This is a genomic window from Agrobacterium sp. GW821-FHT14E08, from assembly GCF_058803865.1.
Genome location: NZ_JBXAPJ010000005.1, coordinates 1 through 19,346, shown reverse-complemented (window position 1 = coordinate 19,346; position 19,346 = coordinate 1). Strand labels below are relative to the sequence as shown.

General features: G+C 59.1%; 19 protein-coding genes. 8 read left to right on the top strand and 11 right to left on the bottom strand.

Features of this window, described 5'->3' with window-relative positions:
• The first annotated feature begins 196 nt into the window (after positions 1-196).
• From AC1ROR_RS18260 to lysM, 3 genes are all read left to right on the top strand, one after another.
• Complete coding sequence (locus tag AC1ROR_RS18260) at positions 197-1,807, top strand: phosphoenolpyruvate carboxykinase (RefSeq protein WP_498590286.1); 1,611 nt, start codon at positions 197-199, stop codon at positions 1,805-1,807.
• Between the two features lie 112 nt (positions 1,808-1,919).
• The gene (arfB, locus tag AC1ROR_RS18255; RefSeq protein WP_498590285.1) at positions 1,920-2,354 is read left to right on the top strand and encodes an alternative ribosome rescue aminoacyl-tRNA hydrolase ArfB; all 435 of its coding nucleotides are present in this window, start codon (positions 1,920-1,922) and stop codon (positions 2,352-2,354) included.
• A gap of 84 nt (positions 2,355-2,438) precedes the next feature.
• Entirely contained in the window at positions 2,439-2,891 is a 453-nt protein-coding gene (gene lysM / locus AC1ROR_RS18250; protein ID WP_035222026.1) for a peptidoglycan-binding protein LysM, read from the top strand.
• Between the two features lie 49 nt (positions 2,892-2,940).
• Here lysM and coaA read toward each other — a convergent pair whose 3' ends face one another.
• From coaA to hisB, 7 genes are read right to left on the bottom strand one after another with little or no spacing between them, the layout of a single operon-like run.
• Positions 2,941-3,942, bottom strand: a complete 1,002-nt coding sequence (coaA, locus tag AC1ROR_RS18245) for a type I pantothenate kinase (RefSeq protein WP_208612399.1) — start codon at positions 3,940-3,942, stop codon at positions 2,941-2,943.
• Positions 3,939-4,262 (bottom strand): phosphoribosyl-ATP diphosphatase, encoded by a 324-nt coding sequence (locus AC1ROR_RS18240; protein WP_498590284.1) that lies wholly within the window; start codon positions 4,260-4,262, stop codon positions 3,939-3,941. Before AC1ROR_RS18240 ends, coaA begins: the two co-directional genes overlap by 4 nt.
• 15 nt (positions 4,263-4,277) lie before the next feature.
• Entirely contained in the window at positions 4,278-5,054 is a 777-nt protein-coding gene (hisF, locus tag AC1ROR_RS18235; RefSeq protein ID WP_035222031.1) for an imidazole glycerol phosphate synthase subunit HisF, read from the bottom strand.
• Complete coding sequence (gene hisA, locus AC1ROR_RS18230; protein ID WP_498590283.1) at positions 5,051-5,794, bottom strand: 1-(5-phosphoribosyl)-5-[(5-phosphoribosylamino)methylideneamino]imidazole-4-carboxamide isomerase; 744 nt, start codon at positions 5,792-5,794, stop codon at positions 5,051-5,053. The genes hisF and hisA overlap by 4 nt, the downstream gene beginning before the upstream one ends.
• 1 nt (position 5,795) lies before the next feature.
• Complete coding sequence (gene hisH, locus AC1ROR_RS18225) at positions 5,796-6,446, bottom strand: imidazole glycerol phosphate synthase subunit HisH (protein ID WP_498590282.1); 651 nt, start codon at positions 6,444-6,446, stop codon at positions 5,796-5,798.
• Position 6,447: 1 nt separating this feature from the next.
• Positions 6,448-6,942: a DUF2628 domain-containing protein gene (locus tag AC1ROR_RS18220; protein ID WP_498590281.1), complete on the bottom strand. Its 495-nt coding sequence runs from the start codon at positions 6,940-6,942 to the stop codon at positions 6,448-6,450.
• 22 nt (positions 6,943-6,964) lie between these two features.
• Positions 6,965-7,561 (bottom strand): imidazoleglycerol-phosphate dehydratase HisB, encoded by a 597-nt coding sequence (hisB, locus tag AC1ROR_RS18215; RefSeq protein ID WP_035222041.1) that lies wholly within the window; start codon positions 7,559-7,561, stop codon positions 6,965-6,967.
• A gap of 201 nt (positions 7,562-7,762) precedes the next feature.
• On the opposite strand from hisB, the gene hslV reads away from it, so the two are divergent.
• The 4 genes from hslV to AC1ROR_RS18195 all read left to right on the top strand — a co-directional run bounded on the left by hslV (position 7,763) and on the right by AC1ROR_RS18195 (position 13,123).
• Positions 7,763-8,287 (top strand): ATP-dependent protease subunit HslV, encoded by a 525-nt coding sequence (gene hslV, locus AC1ROR_RS18210; RefSeq protein WP_498590280.1) that lies wholly within the window; start codon positions 7,763-7,765, stop codon positions 8,285-8,287.
• 75 nt (positions 8,288-8,362) lie between these two features.
• Positions 8,363-9,670 carry an ATP-dependent protease ATPase subunit HslU gene (hslU, locus tag AC1ROR_RS18205; RefSeq protein ID WP_035222046.1) on the top strand — a complete coding sequence of 436 codons (1,308 nt, stop codon included), beginning with the start codon at positions 8,363-8,365 and terminating at the stop codon, positions 9,668-9,670.
• 197 nt (positions 9,671-9,867) lie between these two features.
• Positions 9,868-10,833 carry a DUF1402 family protein gene (locus tag AC1ROR_RS18200; RefSeq protein WP_498590279.1) on the top strand — a complete coding sequence of 322 codons (966 nt, stop codon included), beginning with the start codon at positions 9,868-9,870 and terminating at the stop codon, positions 10,831-10,833.
• Between the two features lie 121 nt (positions 10,834-10,954).
• Positions 10,955-13,123, top strand: a complete 2,169-nt coding sequence (locus AC1ROR_RS18195; RefSeq protein WP_498590278.1) for a malate synthase G — start codon at positions 10,955-10,957, stop codon at positions 13,121-13,123.
• Between the two features lie 76 nt (positions 13,124-13,199).
• On the opposite strand, the gene AC1ROR_RS18190 is transcribed toward AC1ROR_RS18195, so the two are convergent.
• A complete protein-coding gene (locus AC1ROR_RS18190; RefSeq protein WP_080836382.1) occupies positions 13,200-13,913 on the bottom strand; it encodes a L,D-transpeptidase in 714 nt (237 codons plus the stop codon).
• Positions 13,914-14,096: 183 nt separating this feature from the next.
• On the opposite strand from AC1ROR_RS18190, the gene AC1ROR_RS18185 reads away from it, so the two are divergent.
• Positions 14,097-14,582, top strand: a complete 486-nt coding sequence (locus AC1ROR_RS18185) for an MmcB family DNA repair protein (RefSeq protein WP_142174383.1) — start codon at positions 14,097-14,099, stop codon at positions 14,580-14,582.
• Positions 14,583-14,641: 59 nt separating this feature from the next.
• On the opposite strand, the gene AC1ROR_RS18180 is transcribed toward AC1ROR_RS18185, so the two are convergent.
• From AC1ROR_RS18180 to hrpB, 3 genes are all read right to left on the bottom strand, one after another.
• A complete protein-coding gene (locus AC1ROR_RS18180; RefSeq protein ID WP_003492893.1) occupies positions 14,642-15,229 on the bottom strand; it encodes an ActR/PrrA/RegA family redox response regulator transcription factor in 588 nt (195 codons plus the stop codon).
• Positions 15,230-15,294: 65 nt separating this feature from the next.
• Positions 15,295-16,602: a two-component system sensor histidine kinase ActS gene (gene actS, locus AC1ROR_RS18175; protein WP_142174401.1), complete on the bottom strand. Its 1,308-nt coding sequence runs from the start codon at positions 16,600-16,602 to the stop codon at positions 15,295-15,297.
• Between the two features lie 29 nt (positions 16,603-16,631).
• On the bottom strand, positions 16,632-19,118 hold the full coding sequence (gene hrpB, locus AC1ROR_RS18170; protein ID WP_498590277.1) for an ATP-dependent helicase HrpB: 2,487 nt from the start codon (positions 19,116-19,118) through the stop codon (positions 16,632-16,634).
• Between the last annotated feature and the right edge of the window lie 228 nt (positions 19,119-19,346).

Below are 19,346 nucleotides of genomic sequence, written 5' to 3'. Positions count from 1 at the left end.
GGGGATTTCGGTGAAAACGCCGCAGCCGGATTTTAATGCGTCTTCAACCGATTTAAAAAGAAATAAAATCTTTTAAATCGATTAATATATTGAAATCACTAAGTTTTTTAAAGTTCGGCTCTTGCGTTTCTAAAAGCCGCCACGTATTTTCCGAGGAAATTTCAACGTCCTTATCGTCACTAACAAGGAACGCGTCATGAACGAGCTTGGGGTTCATAATCCTGCCAATGGAGTTGCAGAACTCGGACTGGGCGAGGCCTCCCGCGTCTTTTATAACCTCAATGAGAGCGAATTATACGAAGAGGCGATCCGCAACGGCGAGGCTGAACTGACCATCGATGGTGCGCTGCGCGCCGTCACCGGTCAGCATACGGGCCGCTCGCCGAAGGATAAGTTCGTCGTTCGTGATGCCTCCACCGAGAACACCATCTGGTGGGATAACAACAAGCCGCTGTCGCCGGAGAATTTCGAGTTGCTGCGTCAGGACATGCTGGCTCACGCCGCCGGCAAGACCCTTTATGTTCAGGACCTGATCGGCGGCGCCGATGAGGAAAATGCGCTGCCGACACGCGTCGTCACCGAACTTGCCTGGCATTCGCTGTTCATTCGCAACCTGCTGATCCGTCCGAAACGGGAAAAACTGGCGGGTTTCAAACAGAAGCTGACCATCATCAACCTGCCAAGCTTCAAGGCTGATCCGGCCCGTCACGGCGTCCGTTCGGAAACCGTCATCGCCTGCGATCTGACCAACGGTCTCGTCCTCATCGGCGGCACGTCCTATGCCGGTGAAAACAAGAAGTCGGTCTTCACGGTGCTGAACTACCTGCTGCCGGCCAAGGGCGTCATGCCCATGCATTGCTCGGCCAATGTCGGTCCGCAGGGTGATTCCGCTGTGTTCTTCGGCCTTTCCGGTACCGGCAAGACCACGCTTTCGGCAGATCCCGCACGCACGCTGATCGGGGATGACGAGCACGGCTGGGGCGAACACGGCATCTTCAATTTCGAAGGCGGCTGCTATGCCAAGGCGATCAAGCTTTCGGCCGAAGCCGAGCCGGAAATCTACGCCGCGACCCGCCGTTTCGGCACGGTTCTCGAAAACGTCGTGCTGGACGAAAACCGCGTTCCCGACTTCAACGACAATTCGCTGACGGAAAACACCCGCAGCGCCTATCCGCTGCACTTCATTCCGAATGCATCGGAAACGGGCATTGCCGGCCATCCGAAGACGATCATCATGCTGACGGCGGATGCTTTCGGCGTGCTACCGCCGATCGCCCGGCTGACACCGGAACAGGCCATGTACCACTTCCTCTCCGGTTACACCGCAAAGGTTGCCGGCACGGAAAAGGGCGTGACGGAGCCGGAAGCCACATTCTCCACCTGCTTCGGCGCACCCTTCATGCCGCGTCACCCGGCGGAATATGGCAATCTGCTGCGCGAGCTGATCGGCAAGCATGGCGTCGATTGCTGGCTGGTCAACACCGGCTGGACCGGCGGTGCCTACGGCATCGGCAAGCGCATGCCCATCAAGGCGACCCGCGCGCTTCTGACGGCCGCCCTTACCGGTGAGCTCAAGGGTGCCGAATTCCGCACCGACGCGAATTTCGGTTTCGCCGTGCCGCTGTCGCTGGATGGCGTCGACAGTGCGATCCTCGATCCGCGTTCGACCTGGGCCGATGGCGCAGCTTACGATGCGCAGGCGAAGAAGCTGGTTTCCATGTTTGTCACGAACTTCACCAAGTTCGAAGATCACGTCGACAGCAAGGTTCGCGACGCTGCACCGGGCCTTTTGCTCGCAGCTGAATGAATGAAGCCTCATTTGTGAGGAGGAGGGGACCCGGCCTTGTGCCGGGTTCTTTCGTTTGGCCTGCTGTTTTCATTTTTTGCGATCTGTGGCATCACCGGCGCGGAGAAAGATCATGGCCAGCGACGCGCTTTACATCAGCAACCGTATCACCATCGCCGGCTGGGAGCTGACGGAGCAATTTGTGCTGGCCGGCGGTCCGGGCGGCCAGAACGTCAATAAGGTCTCGACGGCGGTCCAGCTGTTTTTCGACATTGCCAATTCACCCTCCCTGCCTGACCGGGTGAAGACCAATGCCCTACGGCTGGGCGGCAGGCGTGTTTCGAAAGACGGCGTGCTGATGATCGAGGCGAGCCGGTTTCGCAGCCAGGAGCGCAATCGCGAAGACGCGCGCGAAAGGCTCAAGGAACTGATACTCGAAGCCGCCGCGCCGCCGCCGCCCGTGCGCAAGGCTACCAAGCCAACCAAGGGTTCCGTCGAGCGCCGCCTCAAGGCAAAGTCCGGACGTTCGGATGTCAAGAAAATGCGCGGCAGGCCGTCAGGTGAATAGGCTTTGGGCCGGCGAAATGTTTCGCCCTTGTCATAGAGCCTCAAATATCGTCTGGTAAGCCTCCCTACAACCAAGGAGGGTGCTATGGGTCTGTTCAATTTCATCAAGGAAGCGGGAAAGAAGCTTGGTATCGGCGGCGGCGATGATGCTCCCGATGTCGAAGCGGTCAAGAAGGAACTCGCTTCTCACGATCTCGGCACGGACAAGGTTCAGGTCGAGGTGGTGGACGACAAGGTCGTCCTGAAGGGCGAAGTGGCCGATCAGTCGGTTTTCGAAAAGGCGGTCATCGCGGTTGGCAATACGCTCGGCATTTCCAAGGTCGAGGCTGGCGAGCTGAAGGTGACTGAGGCGCCGGCGAAGGAACCCGTCTTTTATACGGTCAAGAAGGGCGACAACCTCTGGAAGATCGCAGAGGCCCAGTACGGCAAGGCCAATGGCGCGAAGAACAATATCATCTTTGAAGCCAACAAGCCGATGCTGACCCATCCAGATAAAATCTATCCCGGTCAGGTCCTGCGTATTCCTGAGCTTGCGTAATAACGGGTTTTAACTATCGCAATGGAGATGCCGCGTTGCGCGGCATCTTTCACAACTTGCGAAGCGCCACCGTGTCGATCAGGTGGTTCTTCCCCTTGCGCAAGATAAGGTCAGCGCGTGGGCGCGTGGGTACGATGTTCTGACGCAGGTTCTTCAGGTTGATATTCTGCCAGAGACCCTCGGCAATGCTGAGCGCCGCTTCCTCGCTGATCGATGCATAACGGTTGAAGAAGGAATTCGGGTCGCGGAAAGCGGTTTGCCGCAGATTCATGAACCGGTTCACATACCAGTTGTGAATGAAGTCCTCATCCGCATCGATATAGATCGAGAAATCGAAGAAATCCGACACGATGGGCACGATCCGCCCGCCTGCAGGTAGATCACGCGATTGCAGGACGTTGATGCCTTCGAAGATCAGAATATCGGGCTGGTCGATGACGGTGAATTCGTTCGGCAGCACGTCATAGGTCAGGTGCGAATATCGTGGCGCTTTCACATTGGGCTGGCCCGCCTTGATTGCCGAGAGGAAACGTAAGAGCGCACCGATATCGTAGCTTTCAGGAAAGCCCTTGCGCTCCATCAGGTTCTCGCGTCGCAGCACCTCGTTCGGGTAAAGAAACCCGTCGGTGGTGATGAGATCGACTTTCGGGCTGGAGGGCCAGCGGGCCAGAAGCTCCTTCAGGATACGCGCCGTCGTCGATTTTCCAACCGCCACCGACCCGGCAATGCCGATGACAAATGGCGTCTTGTTGACATCCCCCATGTTGAGGAAGCGGTTGCGCTGCTCGAACAGCAGCTGCGACGCCTCCACATGCGAAGACAGCAGGCGCGACAGCGACAGATAGATGCGCCGCACTTCGTCCAGATCGATCGGGTCGTCCAGCGAACGCAGCCGCTTGACCTCGTCGGCGGAAAGCGTCAGTGGCGTATCGGCACGAAACTTCGACCATTCTTCCGAACTGAAGAAGTGGTAGGGCGAATATTCATCCGGTCGGAAATGATCGAGTGTGCTCGGCATGCCTCTCTCCCCGCTGCCTGCCCCGACATTCATGAGTTAGGCCTCGCTGCCTTTTCGGCAAGGCCGGTTTGACCCGTCCGGCGCTCCAGTTCGGCAAAAACGTCGTTTAGAGGAATGTCGGCGATCTTCAACACCACCAGCAGATGGTAAAGCAGATCGGCCGCCTCGTTCTTCAGCCCGTCGCGATCCTTCGCGATAGCGGCGATAACGGCTTCGACAGCCTCTTCGCCCAGTTTTTTCGCCGCACGCTCCTGGCCGGAAGCAACCAGCTTGGCCGTCCAGGATTCGTCAGGAGAGGCAGCGGCGCGTGTCGCGACGATGCGTTCCAGATCGGAAAGGGAAAATGCGCTCATAGGAAGTTCCTGCAATCAGTCGAGACGCATGGCGATGCCATGCTCGGCCATATAGGTCTTGGCTTGCCCGATCGAATAGGTACCGAAGTGGAAGATGGAGGCGGCGAGCACCGCAGTCGCATGGCCATCACGCACACCTGCCACCAGATCGTCCAGCGTGCCGACGCCGCCCGAGGCGATGACGGGCACGCGAACCTGATCGGCAATGCTGCGCGTCAGGCCAATATCGTATCCGCTCTTGGTGCCGTCGCGATCCATTGAGGTAACCAGCAATTCGCCGGCGCCGCGTTCGACCATCTTGATGGCGAATTCCACGGCATCGATCCCGGTCGGCTGGCGTCCACCATGGGTGAAGATTTCCCAGCGGCCGGCTTCACCTTCTTTCGAAACCCTTTTGGCGTCGATGGAGACGACGATGCACTGGTTACCGAACTTGTCGGCCGCCTGAGCGACGAAATCGGGATCCTTCACCGCTGCGGAATTGATGGAGACCTTGTCGGCACCACAGAGAAGCAGCTTGCGGATGTCCGCGACGGCGCGGACACCGCCGCCGACGGTCAGCGGCATGAAACAATGGTCGGCCGTGCGCGATACGACATCAAAGATCGTGTCGCGATTATCCGAGGAGGCGGTGATGTCGAGGAAGCAGAGTTCGTCCGCTCCCGCCGCATCATAGGCTTTCGCCGCCTCGACCGGGTCGCCGGCATCGATCAGGTCAACGAAGTTCACGCCCTTGACGACACGGCCGTCTTTCACATCCAGGCAGGGAATAACGCGGGCTTTGAGGGTCATGCGTTTACCTCCTTCGCAGCCTTGATGAGGGCAAGCGCCTCAGTGGGATCGATGCGACCGTCGTAAAGGGCGCGGCCGGAAATCGCGCCCTCGAGCTTTGCGGCATCGGGCTGCAACATGCGCTTGATGTCATCGATGGAGGCGAGACCGCCCGAGGCGATGACCGGGATCGACACGGCATCCGCCAGTTCCAGCGTCGAAGCCCAGTTGATGCCGGCCAGAATGCCGTCGCGATCAATATCGGTGTATATGATGGCCGCGACGCCGGCACCTTCAAAGCGTTTGGCGAGTTCGATGACGCCGAGTTCGGACGCCTCTGCCCAGCCCTCAACAGCGACCTTGCCGCCCTTGGCATCGATGCCGACGGCGACCTGGCCGGGGAAACGCTTGCAGGCTTCGATGACCAGAACCGGGTCGCGCACCGCAACGGTGCCGAGAATGACACGGGCAAGCCCACGGCTGAGCCATGCTTCGATATGATCGAGCGTGCGGATGCCGCCGCCGAGCTGCACCGGGTTTTTCGTGGCTTTCAAAATGGCGTCGACCGCCTCGCCGTTGACTGTCTGGCCGGCAAAGGCGCCGTTGAGATCAACGACATGCAGCCATTCGAAGCCCTGATCCTCGAAGGCTTTCGCCTGCGCGCCGGGGTCCTCGTTATAGACGGTGGCCTGCTCCATATCGCCGAGTTTCAGGCGAACGCACTGGCCGTCTTTAAGGTCGATTGCGGGAAAAAGAATCATGTCAGGGCTTCCAGCGCAGGAAATTGGAAATCAGGGCAAGGCCGAGCGTCTGGCTTTTTTCCGGGTGGAACTGCGCGCCCGCCATATTGTCACGACCGACGAAAGCCGTCATCGCGCCACCATAATTGGTGGTGGCGATGACATCCGGCGAATGCTTTGCCGCCAGATGATAGGAATGTACGAAATAGGCGTGCAATCCGTCCGCGCCGGTCTTGATGCCGTCGAATAGCGGGTGGGCATGCCGGATTTCCAGCGTGTTCCAGCCGATCTGCGGAATCTTCAGGCCTGGATCGGACGGCGTCATTTCCACGACGTCGCCTTCGATCCAGCCGAGCCCGGTGCTGACAGTCTTTTCCAGCCCGCGCGAGGACATCAGCTGCATGCCGACGCAGATGCCGAGGAAGGGATGGGCTTTTTTCTCGACGGCTTCAATGAGCGCTTCATGCATGCCGGGAACGGCATCGAGGCCTGCACGGCAATCCGCATAGGCGCCGACACCAGGCAGAACGATGCGGTCTGCCGAGGCGACATGATCCGGCCTGTCGGTCAGGTCGATGGTTGCATTGATCCCGGCTTCGCGGGCGGCACGCTCGAAAGCTTTAGTGGCCGAACGCAGATTGCCCGAACCGTAGTCGATGATCGCGACACGCATGTCAGCGCCTTCCATTCAAGTCGAAAAGAAACGATCCGGCGGGATCGTTGACGAAGTTTTTATCGCCGCTCCTTTGCGGCGAAGGTGACCAGACCGGCCGTGAAAGCTGTTCCGTCGTCGCACTGTTTTCGCCGAGACCGGAGAAATATATCTCTTCGGCACTCGAAAGATCAGGGGCGGAAACGATGGATGTCATCTTCCAGCCTTTACGGACAAGATGCCGGGCCAAGAAATTGCGTCCCTCCAGTGCCGTGATGAGGGCGATGGCGAAGCCAGACAAAATGCCCGCCGGTTCGAATCCGGGTAACATTGATGCCTGCCCGGCCAGAAGAAGGGCGATGAAAACGACGGTTGCGGCGAGCCACAGCCGGTTTACCGCAAGCCACAGCCAGGGCGCGATCAGCGCCAGCCAGACAAAACGGTCTGCAATGAAGCGGGTCGTCTTGTGGTCCCTGTCCGGCCCGTTGGGGGCTTCCAGAACGAGATAGCTTGTCATGGGCTTCCTGACAGCTTTGGCGTCAGGCCAGCATGCCCTTCGTGGAGGGAACGCGGCCTGCCTGCCGGGGGTCGATCTCGGTTGCCGTGCGAAGAACGCGGGCAACGGCCTTGAAGCAAGTTTCGGCGATATGATGATTGTTGGCGCCGTAATGGTTCAGGATATGCAATGTGATGCCGGCATTCTGCGCCAGCGCCTGAAAGAATTCACGCACCAGTTCCGTATCGAAGGTGCCGATCTTCGGCGCGGAAAAATTGACGTTCCAGACGAGGAAAGGCCGGCCGGAAATATCGACGGCGGCCTTGGTCATCGTCTCGTCCATGGCAAGATCGAGCGAGGCATAACGGGCAATGCCGCGCCGGTCGCCCAGCGCCCTGGCAATCGCCTGGCCGATGGCGATGCCGGTATCTTCCACCGTGTGATGGTCGTCGATATGCAGGTCGCCCTCTACCTCGATCTCCATGTCGATCAGCGAATGGCGGCTGAGCTGGTCCAGCATATGGTCGAAAAATCCCACGCCGGTGGAAATTTTCGATTTGCCGGTGCCGTCGATATCCACGCGCACCGAAACCGAGGTTTCGTTGGTCTTGCGGATAATCTCGCCTTTACGTTCTGCCATTTTGGCCGCTCCGTGGAAATGTTGCCGTTCCTTATCAGCACGGGACACAAATATCCAGTTGTTCCATCGTCTTGCCTGGCCTGCATAAAACTGCGCGTGGCAAGGATGATTGCAATCGCGAAAAGCAAACTTACATAGAACTCGAGAAGGGCCGCATCCCGGCCCGTTAACAGCAGGCCCGGAAGGGCAGACAGGTGTTTGATGACAACGATTATTACAGTCAGAAAGGGCGGCAAGGTCGTCATGGCTGGCGATGGTCAGGTAAGCCTCGGCCAGACCGTCATGAAGGGCAATGCCCGCAAGGTTCGCCGCATCGGCAAGGGTGAAGTGATTGCCGGTTTTGCCGGCGCGACGGCCGATGCTTTCACGCTGCTTGACCGTCTTGAAAAGAAATTAGAGCAATATCCCGGCCAGCTCATGCGCGCCGCAGTCGAGCTTGCGAAGGACTGGCGCACGGATAAATATCTGCGCAATCTCGAAGCGATGATGCTGGTCGCCGACAAATCCACCACGCTTGCCATCACCGGCAATGGTGATGTGCTGGAACCGGAACACGGCGCAATCGCCATTGGTTCCGGTGGCAATTATGCCTTCGCCGCAGCCCGCGCGATGATGGACACGGACAAATCGGCCGAAGAGGTGGCGCGTAAGTCGCTCGATATCGCTGCCGATATCTGCGTTTATACCAACCACAATCTCGTCGTCGAAACTCTCGACGCCGAATAAGCTCAATTTCTCACCAAAGGGTCCTGTGGGCCGGGCCGGAATGGCCGGCCGGAACAGGAAAGCCGAGAGGATAGAATGACCACTTTTTCTCCCCGGGAAATTGTCTCGGAACTCGACCGCTTCATCATCGGCCAGCATGAGGCCAAACGCGCGGTGGCGATTGCGCTGCGTAACCGCTGGCGCCGCCAGCAGCTCGATGAGAGCCTGCGCGACGAAGTCATGCCGAAAAACATTCTCATGATCGGGCCGACCGGTGTCGGCAAGACGGAGATTTCGCGCCGCCTCGCCAAGCTGGCCGGTGCGCCCTTCATCAAGGTCGAGGCGACGAAATTCACCGAAGTCGGTTATGTCGGCCGCGATGTCGAACAGATCATCCGCGATCTGGTCGAGATCGGCATCGGCCTCGTGCGTGAAAAGAAGCGTGCCGAAGTACAGGCCAAGGCGCATCAGAGCGCCGAAGAGCGGGTGCTCGATGCGCTGGTTGGCGCAACCGCATCGCCCGGTACGCGTGAAAGCTTCCGCAAGAAGCTGCGCGACGGCGAACTGGACGACAAGGAAATCGACATCGAGGTGGCGGATAGCGGCTCGGGCATGCCCGGTTTCGAAATTCCCGGCATGCCGGGCGCCAATATCGGCGTTCTCAACCTGTCGGAAATGTTCGGCAAGGCCATGGGCGGACGCACCAAGAAGGTGCGCACGACAGTATCGAAATCCTATGCCGATCTCATCCGCGATGAATCCGACAAGCTGCTCGACAATGAAATGATCCAGCGCGAAGCGGTGAAATCGGTCGAAAATGACGGCATTGTCTTCCTCGACGAAATCGACAAGATCGCCGCCCGCGACGGCGGCATGGGCGCCGGCGTGTCGCGTGAAGGTGTGCAGCGCGATCTCCTGCCGCTGGTCGAAGGTACGACGGTTTCGACGAAATATGGACCGGTGAAGACCGACCACGTTCTCTTCATCGCATCGGGCGCTTTCCATGTGGCGAAGCCGTCGGATCTTCTGCCGGAGCTTCAGGGCCGTCTGCCGATCCGTGTGGAACTGAAGCCGCTGACCAAGGAGGATTTCCGCCGCATCCTGACGGAGACGGAAGCAAGCCTCATCCGCCAGTACAAGGCGCTGATGGCGACGGAAGAACTCGACCTCGATTTCACCGATGACGCGATCGATGCGCTGGCTGATGTGGCGGTTCATCTCAACTCTTCGGTTGAGAATATCGGGGCGCGCCGCCTGCAGACGGTGATGGAGCGGGTTCTGGACGAGATTTCCTTCAATGCACCGGATCGCGGCGGTTCCGCCGTCAAGATCGATCAGGACTATGTCAAAAAACATGTCGGCGATCTTGCTGCCGATACGGATTTGTCCCGCTATATTCTTTGAAGACTATAGAGATTAAAGATACGGGAGTGCGGCCATATTTGCCGCACTCTTTTATTTTATCTGCCTCATCTCGCATTCAGCCCGCATTTTGTTTATGGGAAGGGCTGCATTCCGGTTGGAACCGCTTTCGTGGAATGGTCCGGTTTTCCTCAAGTGTTTCGAAGGGAAGCCGCAGGCTTGAGAAAAGGCATTCGCTCGTGCGCAAAACTCTTCTGGCATTTGCCGCTGCTTTGACGTTCACCGTCGTCTCGTCTTCTTATGCCGAGGCTGCGACGGTCGTTCCACCGGGCAATCGCAATGCCGAACAGCCGGGCGTTCCTGGGGCTTCTGCGCGCAGGACCAAGGCGTCCAACAGCTCTTTCGACCGTAAATATCAGAAGGTGATCGACCTTCTGTCCTCTGACAAGGCGCTGATCGCCAAGATCAAGTCGACTGCCGGACGCTACGGTATCGATCCGATCCATATGATCGGCGCGATCGTCGGCGAGCACACTTATAATGTCGACGCCTATGACCGGCTGCAGTCCTATTACGTCAAGGCGGCCTCTTATGCGGGCAACAGCTTCCGTTTCGGCTATAAGGACGAAACCATCGCGCAGTTTCTAGCCCATTCGCAATTTGCCAAATGCCAGTCGAAAAAGGATTCCTACAGTCTCTGGAACTGTCGGGAAGATCTCTGGGAAGACAGTTTCCGTGGCAAGACGGTGGATGGCGTCGCTTATCCCAACAACCGTTTCAGCGCCGTATTCTTCCAGCCCTTTTATGCCGGGCAGACTTTCGGTCTTGGCCAGATCAATCCGCTGACGGCGCTGATGTTGTCGGATATGGTGTCGAGAACGTCGGGCTATGAGAAGCTGGATGAGAATGACGCTACCGCCGTTTACACGGCGATCATGGATCCTGACCGCTCGCTGGCCTTCATGGCCGCTTCGATCCGCAAGTCGATCGACGACTACAGATCGATTGCCGAGATGGATATTTCAAAAAACCCGGGCGTGACCTCTACCCTTTATAATGTCGGTGGTTCGCAGCAGCGCGCCACTGCCCTTGCCCAGAAGAACCGCCAGCGCGCCTCAGGTGGGGAGCAGCCGCTCCTGCCGGAAGAAAACTACTATGGCTGGCTTGTGAATGACCGCATCAAGGATTTGCAGGCGCTTTTGTAGAAAAAGACGATTATCGATCGTATTATTTCCAAAAAGGAAATAATATTTGGCTGCCTGCCGCAATTGACGAGCGCCCGCCTCAGCGTCCAATCTGGACGCATAGAATAATGAGGAGGCGCATATGAGCCGCACGGATAAATTCGGTCTTTCCATCGACGACAGGCTTTATGCCTTTTTGACGGACGAGGTGCTGCCGGGCACGGGTCTGGACAGCGAAACCTTTTTCAAGGGCTTTTCCAGCATTGTCCACGAGCTGTCTCCGAAGAACCGTGAGCTGCTTGCCAGGCGCGATTCCCTGCAGGAAAAACTGGATGGCTGGTACCGGCAGAATGGCGCTCCCCTGGATTTCGATGCCTATGAAGGCTTTCTGAAGGAAATCGGTTACCTTCTGCCGGAAGGTCCCGGTTTCAGGGTGGAAACCGGCAATGTCGACCCGGAAATTGCCCTTGTCGCAGGCCCGCAGCTGGTTGTTCCCGTCATGAATGCGCGTTATGCGCTGAACGCCGCCAATGCCCGCTGGGGTTCGCTTTACGACGCGCTTTACGGCACGGACGCCATTTCTGATGCCGACGGCGCGGAAAAGGGCTGGGGCTACAATCCGAAGCGCGGCGACAAGGTCATCGCCTGGGCGAGAAACTTCCTTGATGAATCGGCCCCGCTCGAAACGGCGGGCTGGTTGGATGTGACTGGCTTCAAGATCGTTGACGGCGCATTGCAGCTTGCAATCGGGGACGGCACGACCGGCCTCAAGGACGCCGCTCAATTCAAGGGCTTTACCGGTGAGGCGGCAAAGCCGGCAACGATTCTGCTTGGCAAGAACGGTTTGCACACGGAGATCGTCATCGATCCTTCGACCGAAATCGGCAGAGGCGACAGGGCAGGTATCTCGGATGTCATTCTCGAATCCGCCCTCACAACCATCATGGATTGCGAGGATTCGGTTGCCGCCGTCGATGCCGAAGACAAGGTGCTGGTCTATGGCAATTGGCTCGGCCTGATGCGCGGCGACCTGACGGAAGAGGTTTCGAAGGGTGGAAAAACCTTCATCAGAAGCCTCAATCCGGATCGTTATTATACCGCCCCCGATGGGTCGGCGCTCACTCTGCCAGGGCGCTCCCTGATGCTGGTGCGCAATGTCGGTCATCTCATGACCAATCCGGCAATCCTCGACAGGGATGGTCGCGAGGTGCCGGAAGGCATTATGGACGCTGTCGTCACGGCTCTGATCGCGCTTTACGACGTCGGCACGTCCGGGCGGCGGCAGAATTCCCGCGCCGGCTCCATGTATGTGGTCAAGCCGAAGATGCATGGGCCGGAGGAAGTCGCCTTCGCCAACGAGATTTTCACCCGCGTCGAACAGCTTGTCGGCATGGCGCCGAACACCATAAAAATGGGCATCATGGACGAGGAGCGCCGCACCACGGTCAATCTCAAGGAAAGCATCCGCGCAGCAAAGGACCGGGTCGTCTTCATCAATACCGGCTTCCTCGACCGCACGGGCGACGAAATCCATACCTCGATGGAAGCGGGTCCGATGATCCGCAAGGGCGATATGAAGCAGGCGGCCTGGATCGCGGCATACGAGAACTGGAACGTCGATATCGGGCTGGAATGCGGTCTCTCAGGCCATGCGCAGATCGGCAAGGGCATGTGGGCCATGCCGGACCTGATGGCGGCGATGCTGGAGCAGAAGATCGCCCACCCGAAAGCCGGTGCCAACACCGCCTGGGTGCCTTCACCGACGGCCGCGACGCTGCATGCCACACATTATCACAAGGTCAATGTTGCTGCCGTTCAGGAAGGCTTGAAAAGCCGCGGACGCGCGAAGCTCTCCGATATTCTGTCCGTGCCGGTCGCACCGCGTCCCAACTGGACGCCGAAGGAAATCCAGCGCGAACTCGACAATAATGCACAGGGTATTCTGGGATATGTCGTGCGCTGGGTCGATCAGGGCGTTGGTTGCTCCAAGGTGCCTGACATCAACAATGTCGGGCTGATGGAGGATCGCGCCACACTGCGTATCTCCGCGCAGCATATGGCGAACTGGCTGCGCCACGGCGTGGTGACGCAGGAACAGATCGTCGAGACGATGAAGCGTATGGCAGCTGTTGTCGATGCGCAGAATGCCGGCGATCCGGCCTATATGCCGATGGCATCCGACTTCGACCGATCGGTCGCATTTCAGGCGGCCGTCGAACTGGTGCTGAAGGGCCGTGAACAGCCGAACGGCTACACCGAGCCGGTTCTGCACCGCCGTCGTCTGGAACTGAAGGCCAAACAGGCGGCCTGAAGCCGTCAGCAGTCCTGAGAAACAAAAAAGCCGACGGGGAAATCCACGGCGGCTTTTTCTTGTCAGTATGTGATCTTTACTGGATCACGACGACCTTGGAGCTGCGGCCCGGACGGACGCGGCTGTAAAGATCCATGACGTCCTGGTTGATCATGCGGATGCAGCCGGAAGAGGCGGCGGTGCCGATCGAAGCCCATTCGGGCGAACCATGAATGCGGAACAGTGTGTCCTGTCCCTTTTCGTTGAAGAGATACATGGCGCGCGCGCCAAGCGGGTTGGTAAGACCCGGGCCCATGCCTGCCTCGACATATTTCGCGACTTCCGGCTTGCGGTCCGCCATTTCCTTTGGCGGATGCCACATCGGCCATTCCTGCTTCCAGGCGACATAAGCCTCACCGGCCCAGGCGAAACCGGCCTTGCCGACGCCGATACCGTAACGAACCGCACGGTTGCCGGACAGGATATAATAGAGGTAACGGTCGCGCGTATTGACGATGATCGTGCCGGGCCGTTCGCTGGTCTGGAACTCGACGATCTGGCGACGGAATTTCTCGTTCACACGATTGATCGGAATGGCCGGCAGCGCATAACCCGCATCAGTCACGGGGCCGTAAACATCATTGAAGATCTGCACCGTTTCGACCTTCGCCGGAACCGGGTCGGCGACCGGCACGGAGGCCGCGATCTTGCCGGATGTCGGCGCAGATGATTGGGAAGTGGTTTCGGCGCAGCCGGCCAGAGCCAGTGCTGCCGTCAGACCGAGTGCGGTCAATGGGGTACGGATGCGCATGTCGTTCTCGCGGAAAATTCGCCAAATTGTGCGAAGGAGTAGGCTTAATTGGATAAATCGGTTATTTTCCATTCAGCCGCTCTTGGCAAGCCGTTGCGCCGCCGCAAGACGGTTGTGCATTTAAAATTGCCGGTTGATTGCCTTTTTGCAACAATAGGCCAAACGCTTCAGCAGCCTTTATCCATGACTATTCTTTCCGTTACCAACAATAATCCGCTAATAGATGGTCGCCAGTCGGACAAGGCGATGCTGGTGCGCCGCGGCGTGCAGGTGCTTTTGCACGAGATGCGCCATTCGGTGCTGCCGGAACTGCCGCTTGCCAGCGGACGGCGGGCTGATCTCATCAGCCTGTCGGCAAAGGGCGAGATCTGGATCATCGAGATCAAATCCTCGATTGAGGATTTCCGCGTCGATCGCAAGTGGCCGGACTATCGTCTGCATTGCGACCGGCTGTTTTTCGCCACGCACCCGGAAGTGCCGGCCGAAATATTCCCCGAGGAATGCGGCCTTATCCTGTCGGATGGATATGGCGCGCATATGCTGCGCGATGCGCCGGAGCACAAATTGCCGCCAGCGACCCGCAAATCGGTGATGCTGGATTTCTCGAGAACCGCTGCAACCCGCCTGATGCTGGCGGAATGGACAACCGGCCGCAGCTTCGGCGAATAATGCCGGTTTCGGCACATTTTCCGGGCGCAAAACCGCTTCGCATTTTTACTGGAAATACCCTACTTCGGTGCGCGTTTTGCCAGAATGCGCTGCAATGTCCGTCGGTGCATGTTGAGCCGGCGAGCCGTTTCCGACACGTTGCGTTCGCACATTTCATAAACGCGCTGGATATGCTCCCACCGCACCCGGTCGGCCGACATGGGGTTCTCAGGAACTTCCGTCTTTTCACCCTTGCGCTGTGTGAGCGCATTAAAGACATCGTCCGCATCGGCGGGTTTTGCGAGATAGTCCAGCGCCCCGAGTTTCACGGCGGTGACAGCGGTTGCGATATTGCCGTAGCCGGTCAGCACCACGATCTGCGTATCGTCCCGGTTCTGCCTGATGGCTTCGATGACCTCCAGGCCGTTGCCATCCGCAAGTCTCAAATCAACGACCGCATATTTAGGCGGCGCAGCCTTGGAACGGGCAATACCCTCGCTGACCGTCTCGGCGGTGTCGACGGCAAAACCGCGTGTTTCCATCGCCCGCGCAAGCCGGCGCAGAAACGGGCCGTCATCATCGACGATCAAAAGCGATCTGTCGGGTCCGATCGGATCTTCGTCGTCCGTCGGTGCGCTGGTGGATGGGTTCTGGTCTTCTGTTTTCATGTTTCCGGCCTTCCGGCAACTTCGTCGGCTGTCTTCTTATCGCCGCTTCAACGTGGATGGTAAAGTCAACGGCTTCTTTTATCGTCCATAAGTGCCCGAGGCCAGACGATTGTGACCCGCGCGCCGGTTTCGCTTGAACCGCGATTTCCGAAAGTGACGGTGGCGCCGGACCTTTCCAGCAACGTCTTGGCGATGAAAAGCCCCAGCCCCAGACCACCGGCCCGCGTGTCGTTGTGACGTTCGGTCACATAGGGCTCGCCGATGCGGGCAAGCACGTCATGGGCATAACCAGGACCGTCATCCTCGATGACGACGACGACATTCTGCGAATCGTAATCCACGGTCAGGGTCACTTTTTCCCGCGCATAGTCCACGCCGTTTTCGATAAGGTTGCCCAGCCCGTAAATAATCCCGGCGTTGCGGATACCGACCGGCTCGTCGGCCCGGCTGTTCTTTTCCACGAGTTCAAGGCGAATGCCGAATTCCCGGTGTGGCGCCATCACCTCCTCGATCAGCGAGGAAAGCGGCAGGCGGCGCATATGTTCTTCATTGTCAGCGGAAAGCGATGTCAGGCGACGCAGAATATCGCGGCATCTTTCGCTCTGGCTGCGCAGCAGCGCTATGTCCTCGCCATACTTGTCATCATTGCCGAGTTCTCGCTCCATTTCCTTGGCGACGACGCTGATTGTCGCCAGCGGCGTGCCCAGCTCATGGGCGGCGGCGGCGGCCAGCCCGTCCAGCTGCGACAGGTGTTTTTCCCGCTCCAGCACCAGTTCGGTCGCAGCCAGCGCATCTGCCAACTGATTGGCCTCATGCGAAACGCGATAGGCATAAAAGGCTGCGAAGGAGGTGGTGGCAATGATCGCGACCCAGGTGCCGACATGCAGCAGAAGCTGGATCGGCAGCACCTCATCGGGATACCAGGGAACCGGAAACGGCGAAAACGCGATGGCTGTCGAGCAGATGACGGCAAAGGCAAGAAGAATAAGAGAATGCCGCAGTGGCTGCGAGGCAAAGGCGATGATGACCTGCACACAGATCAGCGGCGCAAAAGGATTGGAAAGGCCGCCGGTAATATAGATGAGCGCGGTCAACTGCAGAAGGTCGAAAGCAAGCAGCAGTGTCGCTTCCCAGGGCTCCAGACGATAGGTGGAGGGAAAACGGGCGGTGAGAAACAGATTGGCGAGCGCCAGAGCCGCGATCAAAAGGCCGCAGGCCAGAAGCGGCAAAGGGAAATTCAGCCCGAAAGCAACAAACAGGATCGTCGCGGTCTGTCCCGCAACCGCCAGCCAGCGCAACCATACGATGGTTTGCAGCCTTATCCTGCGGCTGGCGCGGCCAAGCCTCGTGGTTTCGATCGGATGGCCAGCCACCTTCGTCTCCTTCACCTTTGTCATCGTCGTCATGTTCCGCGCGGTTTTGCACGGCTGGTCGGCAATGCCGATGCCGGATCCTCCGGCCAGGGGTGGCGCGGATAACGGCCGCGCATGTCCGCCCGCACGTCCTTCCACGATCCCGCCCAGAAACCGGGAAGATCGCGTGTCGTCTGTATCGGCCTGTGCGCCGGCGAGGTCAATTCCAGAAGCAGCGGCAATCGTCCCTGCGCGATGGCAGGGTGGGCCGTCAGCCCGAAAAGCTCCTGCACGCGAATGGAAAGGGTCGGTTCGCTCGCATCGTAGCGAATGGGATGCCGCTGGCCCGTCGGCGCTTCGAAATGCGTCGGCGCGAGCCTGCCGAGATCGCGCGCCACCTCATAGGGCACCAGGGCTAAAAGCCCTTCTGAAAGGCTGCCGGCGCGGATGTCCTGAAGGCTGCGTGCGCCGTTCTGGAAAGGCACGAACCATTCATCCAGCCGTAAAAGCAATGCCGCATCGCTGACATCTGGCCAGGGTTCACCGATGCTGGCGTGCAGAAACCCTATCCTGTCGCGCAGCTGCTGGGTTTCTTTAGACAGGGGAAGAATGCCGATGCCGAATTCCCGAACGCCGTTGGCGAGCGCCTGCGCTGCCTGTTCACCTTCCGGGCGGGGCAGGGGCGTCTCGTCCAGAATAATGGCGCCAAGGCGCGTGACGCGGCGCGCACGCGCCTGACCGCTCGCCTTGTCGAAGAGCAGCTGGTCCTGCTGAACGATGAGGTGCGGCATCCGCTCCTCTATATCGGTCCTTTCGATAATAGCTGCCGCCAGGATGCGTGGCTGCGCCGCCCGCCCGGTAATATCGGCCACGACCAGCATCCTGCTTGCCGCAAGCCGTTCAGTTTCGGCGAGTTCGGCACCCCGGCCATTCGCCATCACATAACGGCCGCGTGCTCCACGCTGAAGCGCAATTCGGTCCGGATAGGCGTGCAGCAGCAACGGACCAGCCTCGCTTGCCTGTTCGGTTACCGCTTTCGCACCGCCAATCGTGTCGAACAGCCTCGATGCCAGCTTGCGCGCCGCCTGCGCCCTTTCGCTTCTGTCGGAAAGAAAGCGCCGTAGCCGCTCGTCGAGATCGGTATCGTTTCCGCCCAGCCCTTGTTCCGTCAGCATGACGGCAAGCATCGCCGCCTTTTTCCCTACACCCTCATCCGTTGCCGCTATCACCATGGCCGCCAGCCGCGGCGGCAGTGAAAGACCGCGCATCAGACGGCCTCGCTGCGTCAGCGCACCGCCTTGGTCGAGCGCACCCAGATTTTTGAGAAGCGCGACCGATTCCTTCAGAGCCGCTTCGGGAGGCGGATCCAGAAATGCGAGCGCGGAAGGATCGGGAACACCCCAATGGGCGAGATCGAGTGCGAGGCCGGAAAGATCGCTCGCCAGAATTTGCGGCGGCGTAAAAGCGTTGAGCGCCGCCGTCTGTCCCGAATGCCACAGGCGGATCGCGACGCCGGGTTCCGTTCGCCCGGCGCGGCCCGCCCTCTGGTCGGCGGAGGCCCGAGACACCCGTACCGTCTCAAGCCTCGTGATCCCGGTTGCCGGCTCGAAGACCGGCAGTCGCTGTAATCCACTGTCGATCACCACGCGCACGCCATCGATGGTAATCGAGGTTTCGGCAATTGAGGTGGCCAGCACGATCTTGCGCCGTCCGGGCAATGCCGGCCTGATCGCCGCATCCTGCTCCTGCTGCGAAAGATTGCCGTAAAGCGGGATGATATCCGTATCATCGGGAAAACGTCCCTCCAGCCGCGCGGCCGTTCGGGTAATTTCCGCCTGTCCCGGCAAAAAGGCGAGGATGGAGCCCGTCTCCGATCCATGGGCTTCGGTAATCGCCTTTGCGACTTTCTCTTCCACCGGCACACCCGACCACCGGTCCTCATAGCGGGTGTCGATCGGAAACGTCCGGCCAAGGCTCTGAATGACAGGGGCGTCACCCATTAACGCGCTGATGCGTTCCACATCGAGAGTGGCGGACATCACGAGGAGGCGCAGATCGTCTCGCAATCCAAGCTGGACGTCGAGAGCAAGCGCCAGCCCGAAATCGCCATCGAGCGAACGTTCGTGAAACTCGTCGAAAATCACCGTCGAAACGCCGGCAAGCTCGGGATCGTCAAGAACCATCCGTGCGAACACGCCTTCCGTCACCACTTCTATTCGTGTCCTTGAGGAGACGCGATTGTCGAGCCGCATGCGGTAGCCGACAGTTTGTCCTACATCTTCGTGAAGCAGCTCGGCCATGCGTCCGGCGGCGGCACGGGCGGCAAGCCGGCGTGGTTCGAGAAGAATGATCTTGCCGTCACCCCGCCATTCCTGCTGCAAGAGATGAAGTGGTACGAGTGTCGTTTTACCCGCGCCCGGGGGCGCCGAAAGAACGGCACGCTTCGCCCCAGCCAGGGCCTCGGCGATATCGCTGAGAACCGCAGTGACGGGAAGTTCGGGCAATTCGGTCTTTATGGGAACGGGCGTTCTGGTCATGCAAACAGGCCTGCGGCATCTGGGGTGGTGTTTGAGCGTCTCATAGGCCGTTTCTAATGCACGGCCCCGTGCTTTGACAGCCGTATATAAGGATCGGGCGAATGCTCCGCCGGCAAAATTGCGGTTCCCTGCGTGCCATTTGCGATGAGGCATGGAGCGGGGGCATCGAAGCACCTGGCGAAACCCTGGAAGATACCGCCAATTTTCCTGCTTTCGGGCCAATTCACG

Coding starts and splice junctions, on each gene's coding strand:
- AC1ROR_RS18190 (WP_080836382.1), bottom strand. CDS start 13,913: ATGCGCATCCGTACCCCATTGACCGCACTCGGTCTGACGGCAGCACTG.
- hslU (WP_035222046.1), top strand. CDS start 8,363: ATGACCACTTTTTCTCCCCGGGAAATTGTCTCGGAACTCGACCGCTTC.
- AC1ROR_RS18195 (WP_498590278.1), top strand. CDS start 10,955: ATGAGCCGCACGGATAAATTCGGTCTTTCCATCGACGACAGGCTTTAT.
- hisA (WP_498590283.1), bottom strand. CDS start 5,794: ATGATTCTTTTTCCCGCAATCGACCTTAAAGACGGCCAGTGCGTTCGC.
- hisF (WP_035222031.1), bottom strand. CDS start 5,054: ATGACCCTCAAAGCCCGCGTTATTCCCTGCCTGGATGTGAAAGACGGC.
- hrpB (WP_498590277.1), bottom strand. CDS start 19,118: ATGACCAGAACGCCCGTTCCCATAAAGACCGAATTGCCCGAACTTCCC.
- AC1ROR_RS18220 (WP_498590281.1), bottom strand. CDS start 6,942: ATGACAAGCTATCTCGTTCTGGAAGCCCCCAACGGGCCGGACAGGGAC.
- hslV (WP_498590280.1), top strand. CDS start 7,763: ATGACAACGATTATTACAGTCAGAAAGGGCGGCAAGGTCGTCATGGCT.
- coaA (WP_208612399.1), bottom strand. CDS start 3,942: ATGAATGTCGGGGCAGGCAGCGGGGAGAGAGGCATGCCGAGCACACTC.
- AC1ROR_RS18260 (WP_498590286.1), top strand. CDS start 197: ATGAACGAGCTTGGGGTTCATAATCCTGCCAATGGAGTTGCAGAACTC.
- hisB (WP_035222041.1), bottom strand. CDS start 7,561: ATGGCAGAACGTAAAGGCGAGATTATCCGCAAGACCAACGAAACCTCG.
- hisH (WP_498590282.1), bottom strand. CDS start 6,446: ATGCGTGTCGCGATCATCGACTACGGTTCGGGCAATCTGCGTTCGGCC.
- AC1ROR_RS18180 (WP_003492893.1), bottom strand. CDS start 15,229: ATGAAAACAGAAGACCAGAACCCATCCACCAGCGCACCGACGGACGAC.
- arfB (WP_498590285.1), top strand. CDS start 1,920: ATGGCCAGCGACGCGCTTTACATCAGCAACCGTATCACCATCGCCGGC.
- AC1ROR_RS18240 (WP_498590284.1), bottom strand. CDS start 4,262: ATGAGCGCATTTTCCCTTTCCGATCTGGAACGCATCGTCGCGACACGC.
- AC1ROR_RS18185 (WP_142174383.1), top strand. CDS start 14,097: ATGACTATTCTTTCCGTTACCAACAATAATCCGCTAATAGATGGTCGC.
- lysM (WP_035222026.1), top strand. CDS start 2,439: ATGGGTCTGTTCAATTTCATCAAGGAAGCGGGAAAGAAGCTTGGTATC.